The sequence below is a fragment of the Bradyrhizobium tropiciagri genome (assembly GCF_001189845.1).
GTDB classification, from domain to species: Bacteria; Pseudomonadota; Alphaproteobacteria; order Rhizobiales; family Xanthobacteraceae; genus Bradyrhizobium; species Bradyrhizobium tropiciagri.
In genome coordinates this window covers 112,297-130,202 of sequence record NZ_LFLZ01000010.1, presented here as the reverse complement: position 1 = coordinate 130,202, position 17,906 = coordinate 112,297, and the positions used below count along the sequence as shown (strand labels likewise).

General features: G+C 58.4%; 13 protein-coding genes and 1 pseudogene. 6 read left to right on the top strand and 8 right to left on the bottom strand.

The window, feature by feature from the left end; translation table 11 throughout:
- The first annotated feature begins 106 nt into the window (after positions 1 to 106).
- The 3 genes from AKN84_RS11115 to AKN84_RS44990 all read left to right on the top strand — a co-directional run bounded on the left by AKN84_RS11115 (position 107) and on the right by AKN84_RS44990 (position 2,716).
- On the top strand, positions 107 to 1,384 hold the full coding sequence (locus AKN84_RS11115; protein WP_050420744.1) for a hypothetical protein: 1,278 nt from the start codon (positions 107 to 109) through the stop codon (positions 1,382 to 1,384).
- Positions 1,385 to 1,727: 343 nt separating this feature from the next.
- On the top strand, positions 1,728 to 1,925 hold the full coding sequence (locus tag AKN84_RS11110) for a hypothetical protein (protein ID WP_050420743.1): 198 nt from the start codon (positions 1,728 to 1,730) through the stop codon (positions 1,923 to 1,925).
- Positions 1,926 to 2,281: 356 nt separating this feature from the next.
- Positions 2,282 to 2,716, top strand: coding sequence for an SET domain-containing protein (locus tag AKN84_RS44990; RefSeq protein WP_128970665.1), 435 nt, complete (start codon positions 2,282 to 2,284; stop codon positions 2,714 to 2,716).
- 594 nt (positions 2,717 to 3,310) lie between these two features.
- Here the strand turns inward: AKN84_RS44990 and AKN84_RS44985 are convergent.
- The gene (locus AKN84_RS44985; protein WP_128970664.1) at positions 3,311 to 3,634 is read right to left on the bottom strand and encodes a hypothetical protein; all 324 of its coding nucleotides are present in this window, start codon (positions 3,632 to 3,634) and stop codon (positions 3,311 to 3,313) included.
- A gap of 310 nt (positions 3,635 to 3,944) precedes the next feature.
- On the opposite strand from AKN84_RS44985, the pseudogene AKN84_RS44980 reads away from it, so the two are divergent.
- Positions 3,945 to 4,137 (top strand): annotated as a pseudogene (locus AKN84_RS44980) (ATP-binding protein); the annotation flags it as partial.
- A gap of 450 nt (positions 4,138 to 4,587) precedes the next feature.
- On the opposite strand, the gene AKN84_RS11105 reads toward AKN84_RS44980, so the two are convergent.
- Both AKN84_RS11105 and AKN84_RS47260 read right to left on the bottom strand, forming a co-directional pair.
- Positions 4,588 to 8,001 (bottom strand): autotransporter family protein, encoded by a 3,414-nt coding sequence (locus AKN84_RS11105; RefSeq protein ID WP_244485025.1) that lies wholly within the window; start codon positions 7,999 to 8,001, stop codon positions 4,588 to 4,590.
- 224 nt (positions 8,002 to 8,225) lie between these two features.
- Positions 8,226 to 8,375 (bottom strand): hypothetical protein, encoded by a 150-nt coding sequence (locus AKN84_RS47260; RefSeq protein ID WP_157863276.1) that lies wholly within the window; start codon positions 8,373 to 8,375, stop codon positions 8,226 to 8,228.
- Positions 8,376 to 8,975: 600 nt separating this feature from the next.
- Here AKN84_RS47260 and AKN84_RS11100 point away from each other — a divergent pair.
- Entirely contained in the window at positions 8,976 to 9,371 is a 396-nt protein-coding gene (locus AKN84_RS11100; RefSeq protein ID WP_157863275.1) for an MFS transporter, read from the top strand.
- Between the two features lie 1,696 nt (positions 9,372 to 11,067).
- On the opposite strand, the gene AKN84_RS11090 is transcribed toward AKN84_RS11100, so the two are convergent.
- The 3 genes from AKN84_RS11090 to AKN84_RS11080 form a co-directional block, all read right to left on the bottom strand.
- Complete coding sequence (locus tag AKN84_RS11090) at positions 11,068 to 12,375, bottom strand: type II toxin-antitoxin system HipA family toxin (RefSeq protein WP_050420741.1); 1,308 nt, start codon at positions 12,373 to 12,375, stop codon at positions 11,068 to 11,070.
- Positions 12,375 to 12,629, bottom strand: a complete 255-nt coding sequence (locus AKN84_RS11085) for a helix-turn-helix domain-containing protein (RefSeq protein WP_050399954.1) — start codon at positions 12,627 to 12,629, stop codon at positions 12,375 to 12,377. Before AKN84_RS11085 ends, AKN84_RS11090 begins: the two co-directional genes overlap by 1 nt.
- 223 nt (positions 12,630 to 12,852) lie before the next feature.
- A complete protein-coding gene (locus AKN84_RS11080) occupies positions 12,853 to 13,053 on the bottom strand; it encodes a hypothetical protein (protein ID WP_050420740.1) in 201 nt (66 codons plus the stop codon).
- Between the two features lie 1,196 nt (positions 13,054 to 14,249).
- Here AKN84_RS11080 and AKN84_RS11075 point away from each other — a divergent pair.
- A complete protein-coding gene (locus AKN84_RS11075) occupies positions 14,250 to 15,581 on the top strand; it encodes an MFS transporter (RefSeq protein WP_050420739.1) in 1,332 nt (443 codons plus the stop codon).
- Between the two features lie 105 nt (positions 15,582 to 15,686).
- On the opposite strand, the gene AKN84_RS11070 is transcribed toward AKN84_RS11075, so the two are convergent.
- Both AKN84_RS11070 and AKN84_RS11065 read right to left on the bottom strand, forming a co-directional pair.
- Positions 15,687 to 16,691 (bottom strand): nucleotidyl transferase AbiEii/AbiGii toxin family protein, encoded by a 1,005-nt coding sequence (locus AKN84_RS11070; protein WP_050420738.1) that lies wholly within the window; start codon positions 16,689 to 16,691, stop codon positions 15,687 to 15,689.
- Complete coding sequence (locus AKN84_RS11065; RefSeq protein WP_050420737.1) at positions 16,684 to 17,283, bottom strand: DUF6088 family protein; 600 nt, start codon at positions 17,281 to 17,283, stop codon at positions 16,684 to 16,686. Before AKN84_RS11065 ends, AKN84_RS11070 begins: the two co-directional genes overlap by 8 nt.
- Between the last annotated feature and the right edge of the window lie 623 nt (positions 17,284 to 17,906).

Below are 17,906 nucleotides of genomic sequence, written 5' to 3'. Positions count from 1 at the left end.
TAGGTCTCTAAGCGCGTCAGCTTGTCGACAGCTGATCCCAGTAGAGCGAGAACCAGTGAGCGACACTATCTGTTCGGGATTGCGAACCGACTCAAACGGAGGGGACATGGACCCATTTAGCAGCATCAACTCATTCAACCAAAATCGCGCTGCTCACAACGCCGCGGAGCTGCAACAGCAGCAAGTGGAGTTTGAGCCGTACTTGGATGAGGTGGCGCAGCTTGATACCAGTGCGGTCGCAGGGGTTGGCGCCGCTGCGCAGCACAGCGCGCCGCAGGAAGCTTTAGGTTGGCCGAACGAGCTGACTGCGGAACATCACGGTCAGGATCCGCTGCGAGGGATGATGGGCGAAGCCATCCTAGCATCGTCTCTCATGCCAACCGCGCGCGATCACCAGGCACCGGATCCCGGAGCCGTGCATCACTTCAGCTGGAGCGATAGCTACCAGCCGGCTCCGACCGAATTGACCGGGAGCTCCCCCCTTTCAAGGCTCGAGGTCCTCATGGATGAGGATTACGCGGGGCAGTTGAGGCCTGCGAAGAGGCAGAGGACGCTAAATCAGCTGGAAGGGGATGCCATTGAGCGCCAGCTGAGCGAGTCCGGCAATTCAGTCGCTCGTGTGCTGATGGAAGACGCCGGCGCACCGTCGCCTTTCGGGCCAGCGGTCGGTTCGCCGTTCGTCCTTCCCGCGGAAGATTACGATCAGGATCTGCCGTGGGCGATGATGGAAGACGCCGCCCCATCGTCCTCTCGCGAGCCGACCGCGCGCCATCACCAAGACCTGGATTTAGGAGAGGCCGTTCGTTCCTTTAACTCGCGGCAAGGCGACCAGCACGTGCCGGCTGCCCTTGACGGTAGCAGCGTGCCGCCGAGCCAGGACAGCCGGCCCACCCGTTTCGTGGTTCACAATGACCGCTACACCGCGTTGTTCGTGCCCGCCGCCGAGATGAGGCGAAGCACACCAATCATTCCGCCAGGCACTGGCATTCGTCTCGGATCTCGGCCGGGAAACGTTCCGCAGCTCAGCGCGCGGCCGGCAAATCGAACCTCGTCAGCGCGGCTTGGACGGTCGATGGAGCAAGCCGCTCCGTCGTCCGCCAGGGCTGCGACGACATCTCCGGCGGCCCGCGAGATTTATGCTGCATCATTCGCCGTTCCCGAGGATTTTTCGCACGGCACCCAACCCGCCTCGGCCACGATGCTCTCGAAGCTCGGCCGCTGGGGTCTCTTGCCGGACGCGGCGCAGCCGGTAAAACAATACGACATTCGCGGCGAGCGCTACTTCGCCATCATGGGGCCGGGAGGGCCCAATGACGTTCGGCTCATCCATGAACCACGAATGGCGCCGACGGACACTCCCGACGCTAGGAGCCCGTCCAGATAGCTCTGGTATCGGGCTTGTTAATGGACGATAGCTTGCTCCAGCGACTCTTACGAGCTTGGCGACCTTATGGGCGGTGTAGATGAGCGCTACCCGTCCCGATGAACTTGCGCGCATCATCGCTCAGCGACTCCTCGTTCAACCGAACGGCCATCGTCTCTTGTTATCGAAGAGCCGGCCGCCGAAGCTGCGAAGAAAAACCTACGGTGTTCTTGACCGCACGTTTGGCGGCATTGCCCTTCGTAAGCCCCTCCTCAAGCCCCGAAATAAAGGAAGCATCCTCGGAGTAAAGAGGCTGCTTCCTGCGTCCCATTGAAACCCCAGTCGACTGAATTGGTGCCAACTGATGACGACGGTTCTGGTGGTCCATCAACCCCAGATGCACAACCTGGTCGTGGCCTTCCGCAACTCCTCTGGCCAACGCCGTGCTGCGGCGTCGTCGATTCGCCTCGAGTCTATCAGTGCGGTATCTTCGGGATCAGCAATGGTCGGGATACCGGGTGCGATCGCCGTCGCTTTTGCGCCGACTGACTTCCGCAGCTGAGCCAGTGGTGCGCCGACGTTGCCGCCAACGCCAGTGTCCTGGTTATAGCTCTTGATATCAGTATCCAGCGCCTCTGCGGAAAGCCGGCCAGCAATGCCCTTCCTATTTTTTGAGGCAGATAGTCGCTGAAAGCTCTGAGAGCAGTGCATAGATCCTCCCAACTACGCCACCGACGCTCGCTCAGTTCGTTGAGATCCTGATCCGACAATAGGAGCACCGAAAACAAAGCAGAGATCGAAGAAAAATCGAACTTGTGGCGGAGGCGCGATTAAACGACCCTGCCAATTCTTGCAGGAGATTTGCGGGACTTAGGTCAGTTAGCTTGCTGGGTGTTAGTCACTTTTGGAGATATTTCAGTGTTGATTGTTGAAACCATTTTGAAGCCAGACCGCTTTGGCGGCATCGGACTTTTCTCTGCTACTCTTTTACCTAAAGGCACATTGGTTTGGATTCATAATCCAATCGTTGACATTGCCGTGACGCCTGAACAGTACGAAGCCCTACCTCCAACATTTCAAGCTCTACTTGACAAGCATGCCTATCCGAGAGACCGCGATGTTGATGATGGTGTTGTAGAGTACAATGCTGACAATGCCCGCTTCATGAATCACAGCAGTCAGCCAAACACATATGAAGACGATCATTGCCGAATTTTCACGGCCCGTGACGTACAACCTGGTGAAGAACTGACTTGCGATTACTTGTCTTTCGATCCAAGGTGCGACTTATCGTGGGTTAAAGAGCTAGCGCCGAATCCTGGGGCTGGAAGGCGCCAGGCGGCGTTGGATTGACTTTGCGGTCTGGCGACGTTGATTCCGTCGGCGAATTTGCACCGGGGAGAGTTTCGGCAGCGGTTGTCCCCATCGAGACGACGCAAGTTGAAGATCATCGTGAGCGCGGTCTTTCGACGTCCCTTGGCGCGCACGAACGCGCTTTCGATGACGTTGGTAGCGCCTACGTGGAGTTCACTACATCTGTTGCGCGAACCAAAGGCTTCGCCACTGACTCGCTAATGTCCGCAACGCGTCCTGGCAGCGAAAACACTGGCTGCTGTTACGATTCCCTCCTGAGTCTTTAAAGGAATTGGTGAGGCGCTCATGAAGAAGCAGATCGTGGGAGCGGACGCTGCTGCCAGAATGCCTCGACGACTTGATTGACGAGAGCAGCCCGGTTCACGTGATCGACGTATTTGTCGATGCGCTCGGCTGAAATAGGCTTTGAGGTTGCGGAGCCGGCGGCGGTTGGCCATCGTACCATCCCTCGGTGCTCCTCAAGCTTTACATTTACGGCTATCTAAACCGGGTGCAGTGGGCCGGCGGCTGGAACGAGAGGCCGGGCGCAATGTCGACGTGATGGATGTGGCTGCTGGTTCGGCTCGCTCCCGATCACAGACGATTGCGGACTTCCGCAAGGACGACGGCCTGGCGCTGCGCAAGGCGGTTGCGAGCTTCGTCGAACTCCGCCAAAAAACGGGTCTTCTGGCGGCGGCCAGCCGTCGCCATCGATGGTAGCAAATTCAAGACCGCGAACAACCCGGACAGGAACTTCACGCGCGCGAAGATGGAGCGACGGCGTGCTCTGTTGGAGGAGAGCGGCGCGCGATCTGAGCCAAATTGACACGGCCGAAGCCCGGAGCCGACGAGCCGCTGACCACGAAGGTGAGGAGACTTACCCACAAGCTGACAAAGCCGAAGGAAGGAAATGGACATGCTTGCTTTCTGCGAGAGCTTGCTTCACCAAGTGACCTGCCACTGAACTTTCATCCAGCAGCGGTTAGGTACGCCAAGTGGCTTGCAGTGAGACCGAAGTTTGGACCACCCAGAACTAGAGTTTTGCGCTTTGCTCACGTTGGCGGGCTGGTTGCGCCGACATGGTTTTGCAGCAAAATCGGCGGTCGATTGCCGATCGCCCCGTGAGCGACAGGTCCGCCATTGCAGCCACCGCACTTTATTGGCATCGGCGAGGCGTTGATATGGAGCTTTGAGTGCAAACTCGGCGCTCCCCGCCGCAGCCCGCCACGACCTCCTCGAGGACCGCTACGGCCGCCGCTCCACCACCGTCACCAGCCAGCTCCCCGTCGAGCAATGGCACGCGCTGATCGGCGATCCCACCTACGCCGATGCTGTCCGACCGCCTGGTCCACAACGCCCACCGGATCGATCTCAACGGCGAGAGCCTGCGGCGAACCCGCAAACCCGATCGAAAGGCCTGAGCCAGTGGGGCTGTGGACATGCCCTGCGCTTGGACAACGCAAAGAGCGTTGCCCACATGCCCACAGCAGACCAACAGCAGACGAAGAAGGGCCTCAAGCCGCGATTCAAGTTGACCCCGCGGCTTCACCGATGCCAGAAACCAAACAGCCAGAATGCCTCGCGCCCCGGGCGACATCAAATCGGAATGGTGGGCGAGATCATCTCGGAATCCTGGGCGAGATCAAATCGGTACACCCGGGCGAGATCATCGGAATCCGCAGTCAGCGTTGATAAAAATGCTGCTTGCCCTCAAGAGAGTTCGCTCCGACATCCCGCGCGGACGTCAGCACCGGCGTTCAGGCAGGCTAGCTTCGATCGTAAGCGCCCCCCCTCTTGTCGAGGAAACCTGGATTGAAATAACGTGATCTCATTGCTGTGCAGTACGCGGGCCGAAATGCATTGCGTGCGTATCAGAACTTCACATTGAAGGTGGCATTCAGTCCGTTCTGGGTGATGCCTGAACCGAACTGACCCTGGTAGGCGATGCCAAGGGTGCTGTTGCTCGAAAGCTGGAAGTCCAAACCGGATTCGACGAGTGCCACTTCCTTTCCAATGGATAGGCCTGAAGCTGCAAAAGGGCTGGATCCCGCAGCAAAGCTGGCTGTCGACAGCGGAATGAGGTCGCCTATGGCACGACGCCAGCCAATATCGGCTCGCGCAGTCGTGGCGATCTGGCCAAGTTGAAAACGGGTGGTTGCGTAGACGCCGAGAGTGGAGAGCGTCGTATCCATCGTGTCAGCGCGAACATTAAGCGCCGCCCCGTTCAATCCCCTTTCGAAAATCCCATCGGTCGCGACTCGAAGATGGGCGAGACTGGCATAGGGCTCGATGACGGAAGACTTGCCGAGATGGATTTTGTAACCCAGTTCTCCAAAGATCTGGAAAGTGCCGGCATCGTAATCCGAGATCAAGTTGTCGTTGAACCCTGGGAACCTAACGTTGCGGGTCATCTCGAGATCGTGCCATGTATAGGCAAGGCCTGAGCGGAAGGCGATGGCTCCTTCCGGCACGGTCCACTCGGTGCCGGCATAGGTCCCGAACGTGTAATTGTCGCTGCGGCCTGACGAGGAAGCAGCGCCAACCTTGAAGGTGGAACGGCTATAGCCCGCAAGGACACCGACGCGCCAGTCATCAAATATCGGCGTGTCGATACCGGTCATGAGGCCGCTAATGGTGGATCTGGTGCTCGCACCATTGCTGTCGCCCGATTGGGTCGTCCATCCGCCAAAGGCAGAAGCCCACGCTGCATACCCCTGCAGGTCATAGGAGGGCGGGCCAGAAGAAGCCGGGCCGACCAGGCCTGTGGCAGAGGCAGAATTGCCGCGCGACCTCCTCTGCTCAGGACCATAACCCATCACCGCCATCGCCGAGGTTGGCGCGCCGCCAAACGCCTGTTCGAGACGGTTGTAGACTGCCGAACGCGCGTAGAAACTGTCGTTGACACGTCTGCCCTGCTCCGACGCATAGATGGACGGCGAAAGCTGACGCAGCCCAGATGTCACCGCCGTGCCGTCCGGCGCGGAAAAGTCGAGCGCCGCGACGAGTGGGTGCAGCCCTATAGTCGCGTTGCCAGCTACTCGATCGAGCGCCGCGCCAACCTGGCGGCTGTTGGCGTCGGCCCCATAACGCGAATAGGCATCGGATGGGCGGGAGAGTGTCAAGGCGTAGGTGTTATCACCTTGAGCCGTGGCACTCGCCAGCAAGGTGGGCGATTGCAGGGCTGTCGTCACGTTCGCGAACGAGCCTGTGAGATTTGTTGCATTCAGCCACTGGTCGGAGGAGACGTTAAAGCCGTTACCATACCAGCCACGCTGCGGGGTGATCGTGAGCGTACCATCGAGCGTCGCATTGCCATTCACCACAAGATGGCTGAACGCGCCAGCATCGTTTACGGCGACCTGCAAGCGACCGGTCGAGGTTTGCAGATAGTCGCCATACACCTTGATGCTGTTGTCAAGGCCGCCGATGAGGGGCGCGACAGCACCGCTATTGGTGAAGCGACCACTAGCATTGAGCAGATAACTGCCGTTACCGGACAGGGTTGCAGCTTGCGCGACACTTGCGTCATACACCTCGTGATTGCCAGTCAACGTCGTGGCGCCACCGCCGAACTGCAGCGAAAGATTGTTACGTCCGACGATATTACCGTCGTAGCGGGTTGCAAAATTTGCGTCGGGCTCCTGCGTTGAGTGACCGTTCGCATCAGGCTTCAACCCGAACGTCAATTTGGTCAGACGCGGAGCACCATTCTCGTCAACCTGGTTGTAGTCAGACAGGACGTGCCCCGACAGCATTGCGCCACGCATCACATTGATCTCGCCGACGTAACCATTGTTCGACATGTACATCGCTGCATGATTGCCAGCCAGGCGCCCGGTCAGATCGAACTTGCTGACGAGCGGACCGTCGATTTCGCTCAGCATCGGGGCCGGTTTGGTGCCAATCGTGCGAATATACGAACCACGATATTCATCGTCATTGCCCATCGCATTGTTACCAAAATCGAAACTTGCCGCGATGCCATGCTCACCGAGAGCCTGCACATCGCCACGCTGAGTCAGCGTGTGATCCTTACCATAGGCGAACATGACGCCGCGCCCATAGGCGCCGTCGGCGTACACGCGGGTCCCGGGCGGGACCATGATGTGATTGTTTTCGCCGTCGACGCGGATGCCGGCGCCCTCTGCTCCTTTCGAAAGCAGGTCGGCGCGCTGGACCACAGTATTGCCGCTGCCATAGACGTGCAATCCCAGTCCGCGCGAAGCCGTATTGTACGTATTTGGCAGATAGGCGGTACCGTCAGCATTCCGAGCGAAGAACGGATTGTCGTTGATCAGATTCTGGCCGTTTCCGTAGATGGAGTACCCGAACAAATTGCGCCGATCGATACTGTAACCTATATCTTGAAACGCGGCGATCTCCGCTTCCATTAGGGCGGTGTAGTTCCGGTATTGCTGATGGCTCATCAAACTGTTCTTCAGTTCGCTATGCGAGACAAAGGGGACATCCAGCCGGCCGTCCTCAGTCATCACTCGAACCGGAATACCTGGCATGGCACCGGCCAGCACTTCACCCACATGCTTCCCGGCAAAATAGCCCCGATCGTGGCGCAGGTCGAAAACGTCCTCAGCCGCAGGATTCAGGCAGGTGGAGCAATAGATCACCTGCCCCGGCCTGGCTTGCTTGCCGTTGTCGTCATACAAATGGTTAGTCCAGGCATTCATCGCTTTAGGGAAATACGGTGATATCGGCTCGGTGCGCCCACCATCATAGCCGTCAATGGTACTGGCCATTCCCAGCTGATGAGCGAACTCATGAATCATAACAGGTGCCAGGCCGATCTTCGGCGTCATTGGCAATTGCGAAGGAATGTATGCTTCGGATGAAAATCCCATTTCGCCGATCGCAATCATACCGTGTGCGCCATGGTTCAACTCGCCCGGATTCTGACCGGTGACTGCCGCCTGCACCTTGTTCTCGCCATCAGGCGACGTCTGGACTGAGGCCCATGCCGTGTTGCCCTGAATTCCGCCGATGTTGACGACGGCCGGCGACTGCCCGGGTTTGACCCTTATGATTTCGGCCCAATAGCGGATCGCTGCGAGCGAATGGTCCTTTTCCCATTGCGGCAGATCCCGAACTGAATACGCCGGCTCGTCACCTCCGTCACAACAGAAAGGGCCATCTCCGGGACCGAATATTCGTGCTCGGATGAAGGACACGCCGTTCGAATCCCTAACATCGTAAGTTTCAACCGCTCTACTGGGAGAATCCAGCAAGGCACTAGCCGCAAGCACGATGGTCGTAATTGTCTTCGTCTTCATTTACAGATTCTGTTCGAGGTCTTGATTGCCGGCGTGCTTCGCCGTCCAACTTGGGGTGCGCGTGCACGCAGATGCGCCAGCGAAGCGCAGCCGTCATTGATCGGACATCGGCCTTGCGCCTTCGTAGCCCGAGTCTGACGGTAGAACTTCAATTCAAAAGGAAGGCTAGTTCTCTGCAGGGAAGTCAGCCTTGATGAAGTCGAGTCAACTCACAAGTATGTCCCTCATTGCTGGTGACTTTTGATTTCAACTTCCTCAAGCTCAAGCTCTGGCACTTCACGCTTGCCATTTGCGATCCGCCGAGCCGCGGCTCGCCTGAGCGTAAGATGACCGCCCAATGCTTCGCGGCCGTGGCCGATGTCGAGCGTTTTCATGGGCCCCGTTAACAATGCGAGCTCCTATTGTCTTTTGATCGCAGACAGATCCTGCATTCCGCAGCGCCAATCCCGACAAAGCAGGCGACTGCACGCAACTAACAAGCAGCGGAGCAAAAGCCGGGCCAAATCGCCTGATGCCTTCGCCGTGCGCAAACAGATGAACGCAGCAACGCCGCGCGGCGGCCCTTCTGCGTGAAAACGGGCGATGCCTGTTCGTCGCCCGCCAATGTTGTCGCAAACTCGCCATTGCACAGGAGCAAAACGACAGCCCCGCTCGACAATTGCAGCGCGCCCCGTTCATCTTTGCTGGCGATCGCCGTGATCGGTTCAAGGTTTGAATGGGGCGCAAGAGGCAGGCATTTTTGTTGCACTTATCGTCGTGAACTTCGCCCTGGCATGCGTCAGGCAGATGTAGAGCACCGGGACGTAAGCCCGGCCACCTCAAGCTAGACGACGCGTAGGGCAACTGAAATGCAGCGTGCGCGACCTGACTGGTCGAAATGCTCGGCCGGCGATTGAACTCCAGACGGATCGAGGATGGCTAGGCAGTTTACTGGGGAGAAGCCGGAGCCCGTCCTCTTTCCGGCAGACGAACGCTTGACCGGCCGCGCCGTGTGGGGAGCAACCATCGGCAATATTCTCGAGTTCTACGACTTCGGAACCTTTAGCTTTTTCGCCATCCAGATCGGTCATGCATTCTTCCCGGCAGGCGACCGGCCGATCGGGGCCATCCTGCTCGGCTCGTACTCGGATCGGGCCGGCCGCAGATCCGCGATGAGCGCCAGCTTCACCTTGATGAGGGTCGCCGTCCTCGTGTGCACCTACGCCCTCGTACGAGACAATAGGAATTGCCGCTCAGCTGCTGGTCATTTCGCGCGTTTAGTGCAGGGCTTCGCGCTGGGCGGGAAGGTTGGTCCGACAACCGCCTATCTGATTGAAGCGGCCCCGGCCGAAGCGCGCGGTCATGCCCAGGCTCTCGTAGCGCTGGGCTAGCGCGTTGGCCGGCATACTTATCATCTGCGCGACCGCTTGCTCGCCGACCTGGGGCGTCTGCCAGACCTGCGCCAGATCGTGCCAGACGTAATCTGGGTCGAAAGCGCCCAAAATATCGCTCGCCCAGGATCGTATAGGAGCGGGATAGTCCATTGCGACTCGCATGACATGTCCCCGCGCCAGTCTCCACTCTGAACTCAACAGTCTGTGACTTTGACGACCTCTCTACGTCTCCCAGAGCATCTGTGGAGCTACATCTTCCCAAAAAGCCGGCCGCGGACGCTTGCCATTAGAACAATTCCTGTTGATCCTCCGACGCACGGACGCGTCACGCTGGGGCGAAGCTCTCGTTCAGCCGAGCCGCTCTTTTGGGCCTACATGTGAGCCGGCGCCTTCCACGATGCGCACTGCGTCTCATGGCTTGAAAACATCCCGCCAGAAGGATGCTTTGAAGGCGGCTTGCAGCGTATCCGCCGACATTGGCGCGATCCAGGGCAATCGCCCGAATCACCGCACCCGACCGATATCGCAAAATTGCTCTAACAACATCCGAACTAGTTTCGACAACGAAAGCCATAGAATGTCGATCTGGCGTCGTCGGAGCGCGTCTATGGACAGCAGTGAACGATTGATCGCTCCCAAGTTGTGCTCGCCCAGAGCACGACAGGAAGTCGCCATCTCCCCAAGACATCAATGTAAAGCGAACCGCAATTGAGCGGCCTCCATGAGCCCGCCGGTCCCCTCGATCACTAGCGGCTGCCCTCCAGGGTCTCACACATTCTATATGCTGATGACGAAAGCAAGACGGCCGACGGCGCTCACATGCGCGTGAGCGCGCCTTCGATCTCGCCTGCCTCGATAGCCAGGGATCTCGCTCGAAGAAGCCCTTGCCGAGATGCGCGTCGTACTGGATTCGGTTCAGTGCTGCTGCTCCCAACGCGACCGGCGCTTCCAATAGAACAAAGCCGTCCGCCATTGTCTTGCACGAGCATGGCAGAGTCCTTTGGCAACTCCTTTACTGTTGTCGCCGTGACGCCAGACAATGTCTCGGCGGACGGGCCAGAGCAGCGAATCTGGATCGCATTCGCCAAACCGAGCCAGGCCTCGACATTAGTGCTCACCGCTGTCCCCGAAGGCTGGACAGCGGAGGTTGTGGACATGGAATTGACGGACAAACAGCGATGAACGTTCGAGGAACTTAACGTCAAGCTCGGCGATGTTTACAGATTGAGGAAGTATAGCCTGCTGCATCGCAGCTACCTATTCAACGCTTACGCCGTTTGCTCTCAGCCTGTTCGCGGCCTTAGGCTGGTCTACGATGTGATCGGAGATGTCGCCGATTTCAGCTTGCAAGTCGGCCTGGATGTTCGGAAACCGAGCCCGCAATAGCGAGACTCAGCCCGTTCGTTGAATATCTCAAGTGCGGCCCGAATCGAGCTCCTCTGGAGCGATCGGGCCATCATAGCGGGAACACCCTGGAGCGCGCGGGGCTGGCGTTGCTGGTGACCATGATCATCATCGGCGCGCCGATCATCGCGTTCCGGCAATTCTGGCGCCGGCGCCGCCGACGGCGATCATGGGCGCGATGATCGCGCTGTCGACATTGATACCGACGCCGACGATCCTCATCCTGCTGGTGCCGATGTTGGTGCCGCCAGCGCTGGCCCGCTCGCACGCAGCCCTTAGGCTGAAAGTGTCAACGGTCGTTTATAAGACCGATGCGGCGAATAGCGGCGACTCTTATCGAGTCTGCCAATTTTTTGGGAAAGCCCTTCGGGAGGCCCTTTATCACTTTTGCAAAGGCTGCCTCGCAGTTTTCGACGAGATCCTCAAAGATTGCGTGGACTACGGCCGGCCCAACGCCGGAGATTTCGGCGGTCTGTAGGAAATGACGCGGCAAAATATCAGTCATTCCATAGTGGCGATTTTTGCCGACCGACATTGCAAGTTTAAAAGCTTTGCGCTGAATTCGTCCGGCGTCGAGGCTTGGTTGCGCGCTCAAGACATCATAAAGCGGCGTGAGTCGGAAGCGGCCGCCGGGGCTCAGGAATAGGCTAAAATTCTTGGCGTGTCCGTCGGTTGCGCCGATGAGCCAGAACACGATGCTGGCCCGCAAAAATGTCGCGATGTCTTCGGTCGGTTCATCGCTCCCCTTGAGCAGTTGCAGGATGTCTTTCATGCCGGGGCCGCCATCCGATTGATATTTCCGGGTGGTGGGTACGGATAGAGCCTGGCAGCAATCTTCCTGAGGAAGGCGCAGCAACCTTTTATCATTGGTCCAGCGCCTATCGAAGCGTTCGACAATCAACGTGCGGCGACCACCAAAATCGGCGATCTCGACGTTCGCCGTTGGCACGCCAAGCGCGGCCAGCAACTTAAGGCAGAAATATTCGTTCTCGACGCTGTTCGAGAGACCGATCCCGTTCGGCAAACGACCGATTTGCGGTTTGAGAATGTGCGTCGTCGCCGTGGTACCAGTCGGCTTGTACCATTTGCCATCTCGCCGCAGCAGGGCGGTCTTCTCCTGGGCACCAGCGATGGAAATCCGGAAATCGTCGTCTTCCCCCATCCCAAGTGGAGCGCTCGCAAGGTTCTTGATGATGGCGGCGACATCGCGGTCGGTGACAGCCTTCCCTTCGATCGTACCGGCAGGTGCAGGATCGACACGCTGTGGAAGAAACTGGAGTGCACCAACGCAATCATGCCCGAGTGCAGAGAGCATGCTGTAGGCGTCAGTACCTTTTGCCCCCACCCGCTCCGCGACTCGTTTGCGCATCTGTTCGCTATCGGGCAACAGGTTGTCAAACACGGCGATTACAGGTGCGCCGATATAGCGGTCTTCGCGCAAGGGCAGCGATAGCGAGATTGGGAAGGTCGATTCCCAGGAGAGCCATTGCGGAGTGTAACGAAAATCGATCGCACCGCTGGACTCGCGCCGGAGCATGCCTGCCAGGCGTGCGTTGACGAACACATTCAGGGGCGCGTTTGCTGGAGGCCGGCCCATCAGAAAATGTCCTCAATGTCAGTCGAGGTGGCCTTGCTGCGGGTACGGACCACCAGTTCAAGATTGAGCGCGGCCAGCGCCTCCATGAGGGTGTGGAGCTGAATGGCAGGCTCGCCCGCTTCCAGTCGGGATACGGTGCCCTGACGCAGATGGATCTGCTTTCCTAAGCCTGACTGGGTAAGTCCGGCCTGTCGGCGGGCCCGCCGTAGAATGGCGCCGAGTTGCTTTTCCGTACGAGCAATATGCTGCGTCATGGGAATCTCCGCGCTCAATATACGCGAATCCGTATATATTGTCAGTATACGCAAATCCGTATATCAAAGTAATATACGCGCATGCGTATATAAAACAGATATACGCGATCGCGTATCAGCTATTCTCGATTGCGGGCCGTGCGGGGTGGTGCTTGGCAAGCCAGTGCAACATTCCAAAATGTCATCGATCGCCGCCATCAATGCTGCCGTACTCGAGGCGTGCTTATCCGTCGTGCCAGATGGTCGCAAAGACGCATCCGCTGTTGGGATCGGAAAATGCGGCTTGCTCGTCCTTCTTGATCTCCTTGCGCTTGGCCCGAAGCAACTGAGCGAGACAGCGTCCCTCACCCACATTGACCAGAAAGTAGCCGGTCGGTTTGTCCTTGGGGACGCGTACGGGTTCGACGACAGGAATTTGCAGCATGCCGAGGATGCGATACTGGCGGCGAGAGCTTCGACTTCAGCCTTTCGAATTTGGCATCTTACGAGCATTCTTGGGCGACTTCTTCAGTTTGCCGCGCGGCACCATCACGACGGGCTGCGGCGGAGGTCTTGGTTCTGTTGTTTTTCTCCTTAAGGCTGAGTTTGTGCGCGGCAAAAAGCCGCCATAACCCCTTCCTCGCAGCGCGTAGCGAGGTGTGCAAGGCGTAAGGGCTGAAGGAAGTTGGAACAACTTTTTTGGGGCACCGCGGACCGTGGGGGGAGCCAAAACCGAAGGCCTGTCCTTGCGCCGCGCTGAGGGGCGACGCCCCTAAGCTGCTGCCGCGGCAGCGGCGATACAATGCTTTATACAACTAAAGGCGCGCAGGGCTTGGGAATGGAAGTATTTCCAAAGCCTCGGGAGAGTGGCGCTCCGGCGGCACCGGCCTTTGAGCGGCACCCGTCTGACGCGGCAGCGATAGCGACGGCGGCTGACCGCCGGACCGCTTCAGCGAGTGCCCCGGCGAGGAGAACCTTATGTCTTGCGCGAGTAATCGTGACCCGAGGCCGAGACAGCATACTCGGTGAGCTGGCGCATAGACGAGGTCGTCACCGCGTGTAATGGCGATCTGCGCAGCGCCCTCAAGGTTCTCTTGCTCGTCAATGAGCAGTTTGAGCACATTCTAAACTGTTTGAACGCCAAATTGAACGAGCATATGCGGCGGCATCATCGACAGCAGGCGTTGCATTGCAGCGACAATCCCGACAAAGTAGGTGGCCGCACACAATTGGTAAGCAGTGGAGCAAAAGCCGGGCCAATGCCTGATCCTTTGCGCATACGCGCGCCGGCTGAACCCTGCGTGCATGCGCGGTCATCTGTGTGAAAGCAGGCGCCTTCCGTTCGGTGCCCACCAATATTGTCGCAAACTCGCCATGCACAGAAGCACAACGAGCGCCGCGCCCGACAATTGCAACGCGCTTGCTCATCTTTGCCGACGATTGCCGCGATCCGTTCAAGCTTTGAAACGGGCAGCAAGAGGCAGGCATTCTTATTGCATTCATCGTCGTGAGCTTCGTCTGTCGGGACGCGGGCCCAGCCCACCTCGAGCTAGAGGACGTGCAGAGCAAGTGGAGTGCAATGCGCCTGAACTCGCTGGTCGAAATGCTCGGGCCGGCGATAGTGCCTCAGACGGATCGAGGATGGGCAAGCAATCTACTCGGCGGAAACCGGAGCCGGTCCTCGTTCCGGCAGACGAATCCTTGGCCCGGCGCGCCGTGTTGGGTGCAACGATCGGCAATATTCTCGAATTCTACGACTTTGGGACCTATAGCTTTTTCGCGATCCAGATCGGACAAGCGTTTTTCCCGGCAAGCGACCCGTTCGCCAGCCTCATGCTGTCGCTCGCAACCTTCGGCGCGGGTTTTGTGACCAGGCCGATCGGGGCCATCGTGCTCGGCTCGTATTCGGATCGGGCCGGGCGCCGGCCCGCGATGACCGCCAGCTTTGTCCTGATGAGCGCCGCGATCCTTGTGTTAGCGCTCACCCCCTCATACGGGACAATAGGAGCTGCTGCTCCGCTCCTGGTTATTGTCGCGCGTTTGGTGCAAGGCTTCGCGCTCGGCGGTGAGGTTGGTCCGACAACTGCCTATTTGCTGGAAGCGGCGCCGGTCGAGGGGCGCGGTCTTGCTGTCTCGTTTCAGCCTGCCAGCCAACAGATCGCTGCAACGGCCGGGGCGCTTGTTGGAGAAATACTCTCCCTGACCATGACAAGCGAGGCACTCAACGCGTACGGATGGCGGATCGCGCTCTTGCTCGGCGCCGTTACGCTGCCGTTCGGATTTTGGCTGCGGAGCGGCTTGCCCGAAACGTTGCACCGGCCCCAAGCGCCGGCTCCGGGCGTTCACCCTGTAAGAAGATTGCCTGCCACTCGCCGTATTATGAGCTTGGGATTCGTCGTCCTGGCCAGTTGCACGATCATCACCTACGTCACGGGATATATGACCACCTATGCACTGAACACCCTACAAGTTTCCGCGCCTCTCGCCTTTGGCACGACGCTCGTTAGCAATACGGTAGGAATTGCTGCCGCGCTGCTGGGCGGCTGGCTCGCAGACCGCGCGGGCCGCCGGCACATCATGATATGGCCGCAGATCGCTGCGTTGTTGATGACCTATCCGGTGTTCTTCTGGATCTCAGAGAGCCGCAGTGCCCTCGCACTTCTCGGGGGTCTCGGCGCGCTCACACTTATCGGAACGATTCCGTACAGCGCCTTCTATGTGGGCATGGCCGAAGGTTTGCCCAAGAACATTCGTGGTGGCGCCTTCGCGATCATCTACGCTTTTGCGATAGCGATCTTCGGAGGCACAGCTCAACCAGTCGTCACCTGGCTGATCTATCTTACCGGGAGCGCGCTGGCGCCCGCCTGGTACATGCTTATCGCTAGCGCGGCTGGGCTCCTTGCCATGCTCATGATGCCGGAGACGGCACCGCTCAAAATTAACAGCGCTGTAAACAAGCAAAGCCCGCTATAGCGGGGCGAACGTGCAGCAGCGCGTGCTGGGGCTCATCTTCGGCAATCCTCAGCACAGCTTCTATACGTCGGAAATCTTTCGAAGCGTCCGTTCCAGCAACCGGCCTTACTTACTATTTGCGCGCCGCTGCAGAGCTTCACAGCGCTTCATGAGCTGCTCAAACGGCTCAGGTTCGCCGAGAAGTAATCCAGCGTCGATCGTCTTTTGATAATCGGCCTCAAGGTCCTTACGCATCTTTTCGTCAGGAACTAACTGAAGCTTGCCGGATACCGCGGCGTGATAGTCGATGACATTGCCGTCGCGATCTTTCTCCCGGAAGAACTTGCTCTTCCAATCGGCGACTTCCTGCGCCAGCACTTTGTCATCGAAGGCAGCTTGCGCAAATCCCTTATCATCGAGCTTCACGAGATCGTACCAATGGCGCGATACACGATCGCTCGCGATACCCTGAGCGCAAAGAACGTGGACGGCCGTTGCTTTCTCCCAAACGGTGCGCTCGGGAAGCATGATTTTTGGGGTCGCTACAGGAAACTCGAGTCCGGGCAGGGATTTCGCCGCATCGCAGGTGATCTCTCTCGTCTCGGACGGCTCACCGGTCGAGCGCGCACCGAATTCAAGCTTGATCCAGGGCGGAACATAGTCCGAGCCCTGGATCAGCTTTTCATAGTCGACATAGATGACATCGTTCTCAACACGGAACGTGACGTCGACTCCTGTAGCTGCTGCGTGTTTCTGTAGGACAGGAAGGGTCTTGTCTTTGACCCAGTCGGTGAGCCGCTCGCGCGCAAGCTTTGTCCACTTGTCGGCCTGGCTTCGCGAAGCGGGTATGGGTGGGTCGCCCGTGGCAAGCTCAGGAATGATCCGGCGGATATCGTAAGTGAGATCGATATTCTCCGAGAAACGTTCGATGACGTCGTAACCTTTGGAGAGGGACGTACCTCCCTTAAAGACAAGATGCTCACCCAATTCAGAGTCAAAGAGTCCTTGCAGGGCCCAAACGGCCCAGATGTCCTTCTCCAAAAGATGGACCGGGCGGCCTGAGGCGGTGGCGGCGACGCCAAGTGCCTCAAGCCTCTCGTCACGAGAGAGCGTCAGGTAAAGTTCAGCCATGATTTAGAAGGGATTGGCTGACGGATTTCGACATCCACGGAGGCATCGCGCGACGCAGCGCGACGAGATCCTGCAAAGTGTCGTCGGGCAGCTTGCGCTTCAATACCTTAAGAGCCTCGCCCGCCTCTCGCTCGCCGAGCCAGGCAAGAGCCCGGATTGCCTGTCCAGCAATCGAGTCTGTCGGCAGAAGCATCCAGTGCGGTGCATGCCGCATCTCAACCGTCTGTGCTCCGAGACGAAACTGACGATCAGGACCGGAGGTCAAATAGACGAGCTTCGTCGGCACTTGCGTAGTGAGACCAAGTTTATTCGCGGCCGCGGCTCCGTGTGGAACGATCGTTTCCGCGTGCGTGGAAGCCAGCGCTTCGATGACCTTTTCGGCAGCCGGCGCGCGTATGCCAAAACGTGTTTTCACCGGCAGAGCGTAGAGCCCATGGGCAAGACGCATCAACTCGTTGCGTTTGGCGAGACGCTTCAAAGCTTGATCGACCGCAGCACGGCTTCCCAAATGCAAAACTTCCTTAGCACCGATCAAAGTGCCTTCTGGAAGTGCTTGGGCGTAACTCAAAATACGCTCGGCGACGGTTTGCATGGCTTCCCTGCGTTGTCAGAAACATAAGCCAATTTCTGACAATACGCAAGGTTTATCTAAATAAACAATAAAAATCAACAACTTATCCGCTGCTTGATATTACTTAGCAGGGGCCTAACGGCAAGTGAGCGTGTAGGGTCTCATTGCTCGGGGCATCGAACGGTGGGCTCAATCCTCAAGCCCTCCGTCGGCAAACGCGATAGAGGCGGCAGAAGCGCGGCGTGGAGGGCCAGGAAAAAACGTGGGATCGGACATCGCGAGCGCGATTCCGACTCTCCCTTGAACACTCTATTATGGGTGCTGGGTATCGAAGAACACGCACACTGAAAGATTGGCCGTTGCACACTTCAGCGGTTAGCAGGGCACAAACTACAGATCGCGACTACCTTAGCACCACGCCCGGCTTGGATACTCAACGGAGCCCTGCTCGTCCGTCAGCCCGGAGGCTTCCGTCCTCAATAGTTCTTCCCTAAGATCTCCGCGCCTACTTCGGCCGAATAGCGGGGCTTTTTTGTCTCAACATAGCTTGCCGAAGTTCTTAGAAAGGCCCTTCTCCGAAGACCCATCCCTCCTCAAAGTGCCGGCACGGAGCCCTGAGGCTCGACAGCTTCCGTTCGGCAAGC

Excerpts from the sequence above, each read along its gene's own strand:
- AKN84_RS11115 (WP_050420744.1), top strand. The coding sequence starts at position 107 with ATGGACCCATTTAGCAGCATCAACTCATTCAACCAAAATCGCGCTGCT.
- AKN84_RS11110 (WP_050420743.1), top strand. The coding sequence starts at position 1,728 with ATGACGACGGTTCTGGTGGTCCATCAACCCCAGATGCACAACCTGGTC.
- AKN84_RS44985 (WP_128970664.1), bottom strand. The coding sequence starts at position 3,634 with ATGTCCATTTCCTTCCTTCGGCTTTGTCAGCTTGTGGGTAAGTCTCCT.
- AKN84_RS11105 (WP_244485025.1), bottom strand. The coding sequence starts at position 8,001 with ATGAAGACGAAGACAATTACGACCATCGTGCTTGCGGCTAGTGCCTTG.
- AKN84_RS47260 (WP_157863276.1), bottom strand. The coding sequence starts at position 8,375 with ATGAAAACGCTCGACATCGGCCACGGCCGCGAAGCATTGGGCGGTCAT.
- AKN84_RS11090 (WP_050420741.1), bottom strand. The coding sequence starts at position 12,375 with ATGGGCCGGCCTCCAGCAAACGCGCCCCTGAATGTGTTCGTCAACGCA.
- AKN84_RS11085 (WP_050399954.1), bottom strand. The coding sequence starts at position 12,629 with ATGACGCAGCATATTGCTCGTACGGAAAAGCAACTCGGCGCCATTCTA.
- AKN84_RS11080 (WP_050420740.1), bottom strand. The coding sequence starts at position 13,053 with ATGCTGCAAATTCCTGTCGTCGAACCCGTACGCGTCCCCAAGGACAAA.
- AKN84_RS11075 (WP_050420739.1), top strand. The coding sequence starts at position 14,250 with ATGGGCAAGCAATCTACTCGGCGGAAACCGGAGCCGGTCCTCGTTCCG.
- AKN84_RS11070 (WP_050420738.1), bottom strand. The coding sequence starts at position 16,691 with ATGGCTGAACTTTACCTGACGCTCTCTCGTGACGAGAGGCTTGAGGCA.
- AKN84_RS11065 (WP_050420737.1), bottom strand. The coding sequence starts at position 17,283 with ATGCAAACCGTCGCCGAGCGTATTTTGAGTTACGCCCAAGCACTTCCA.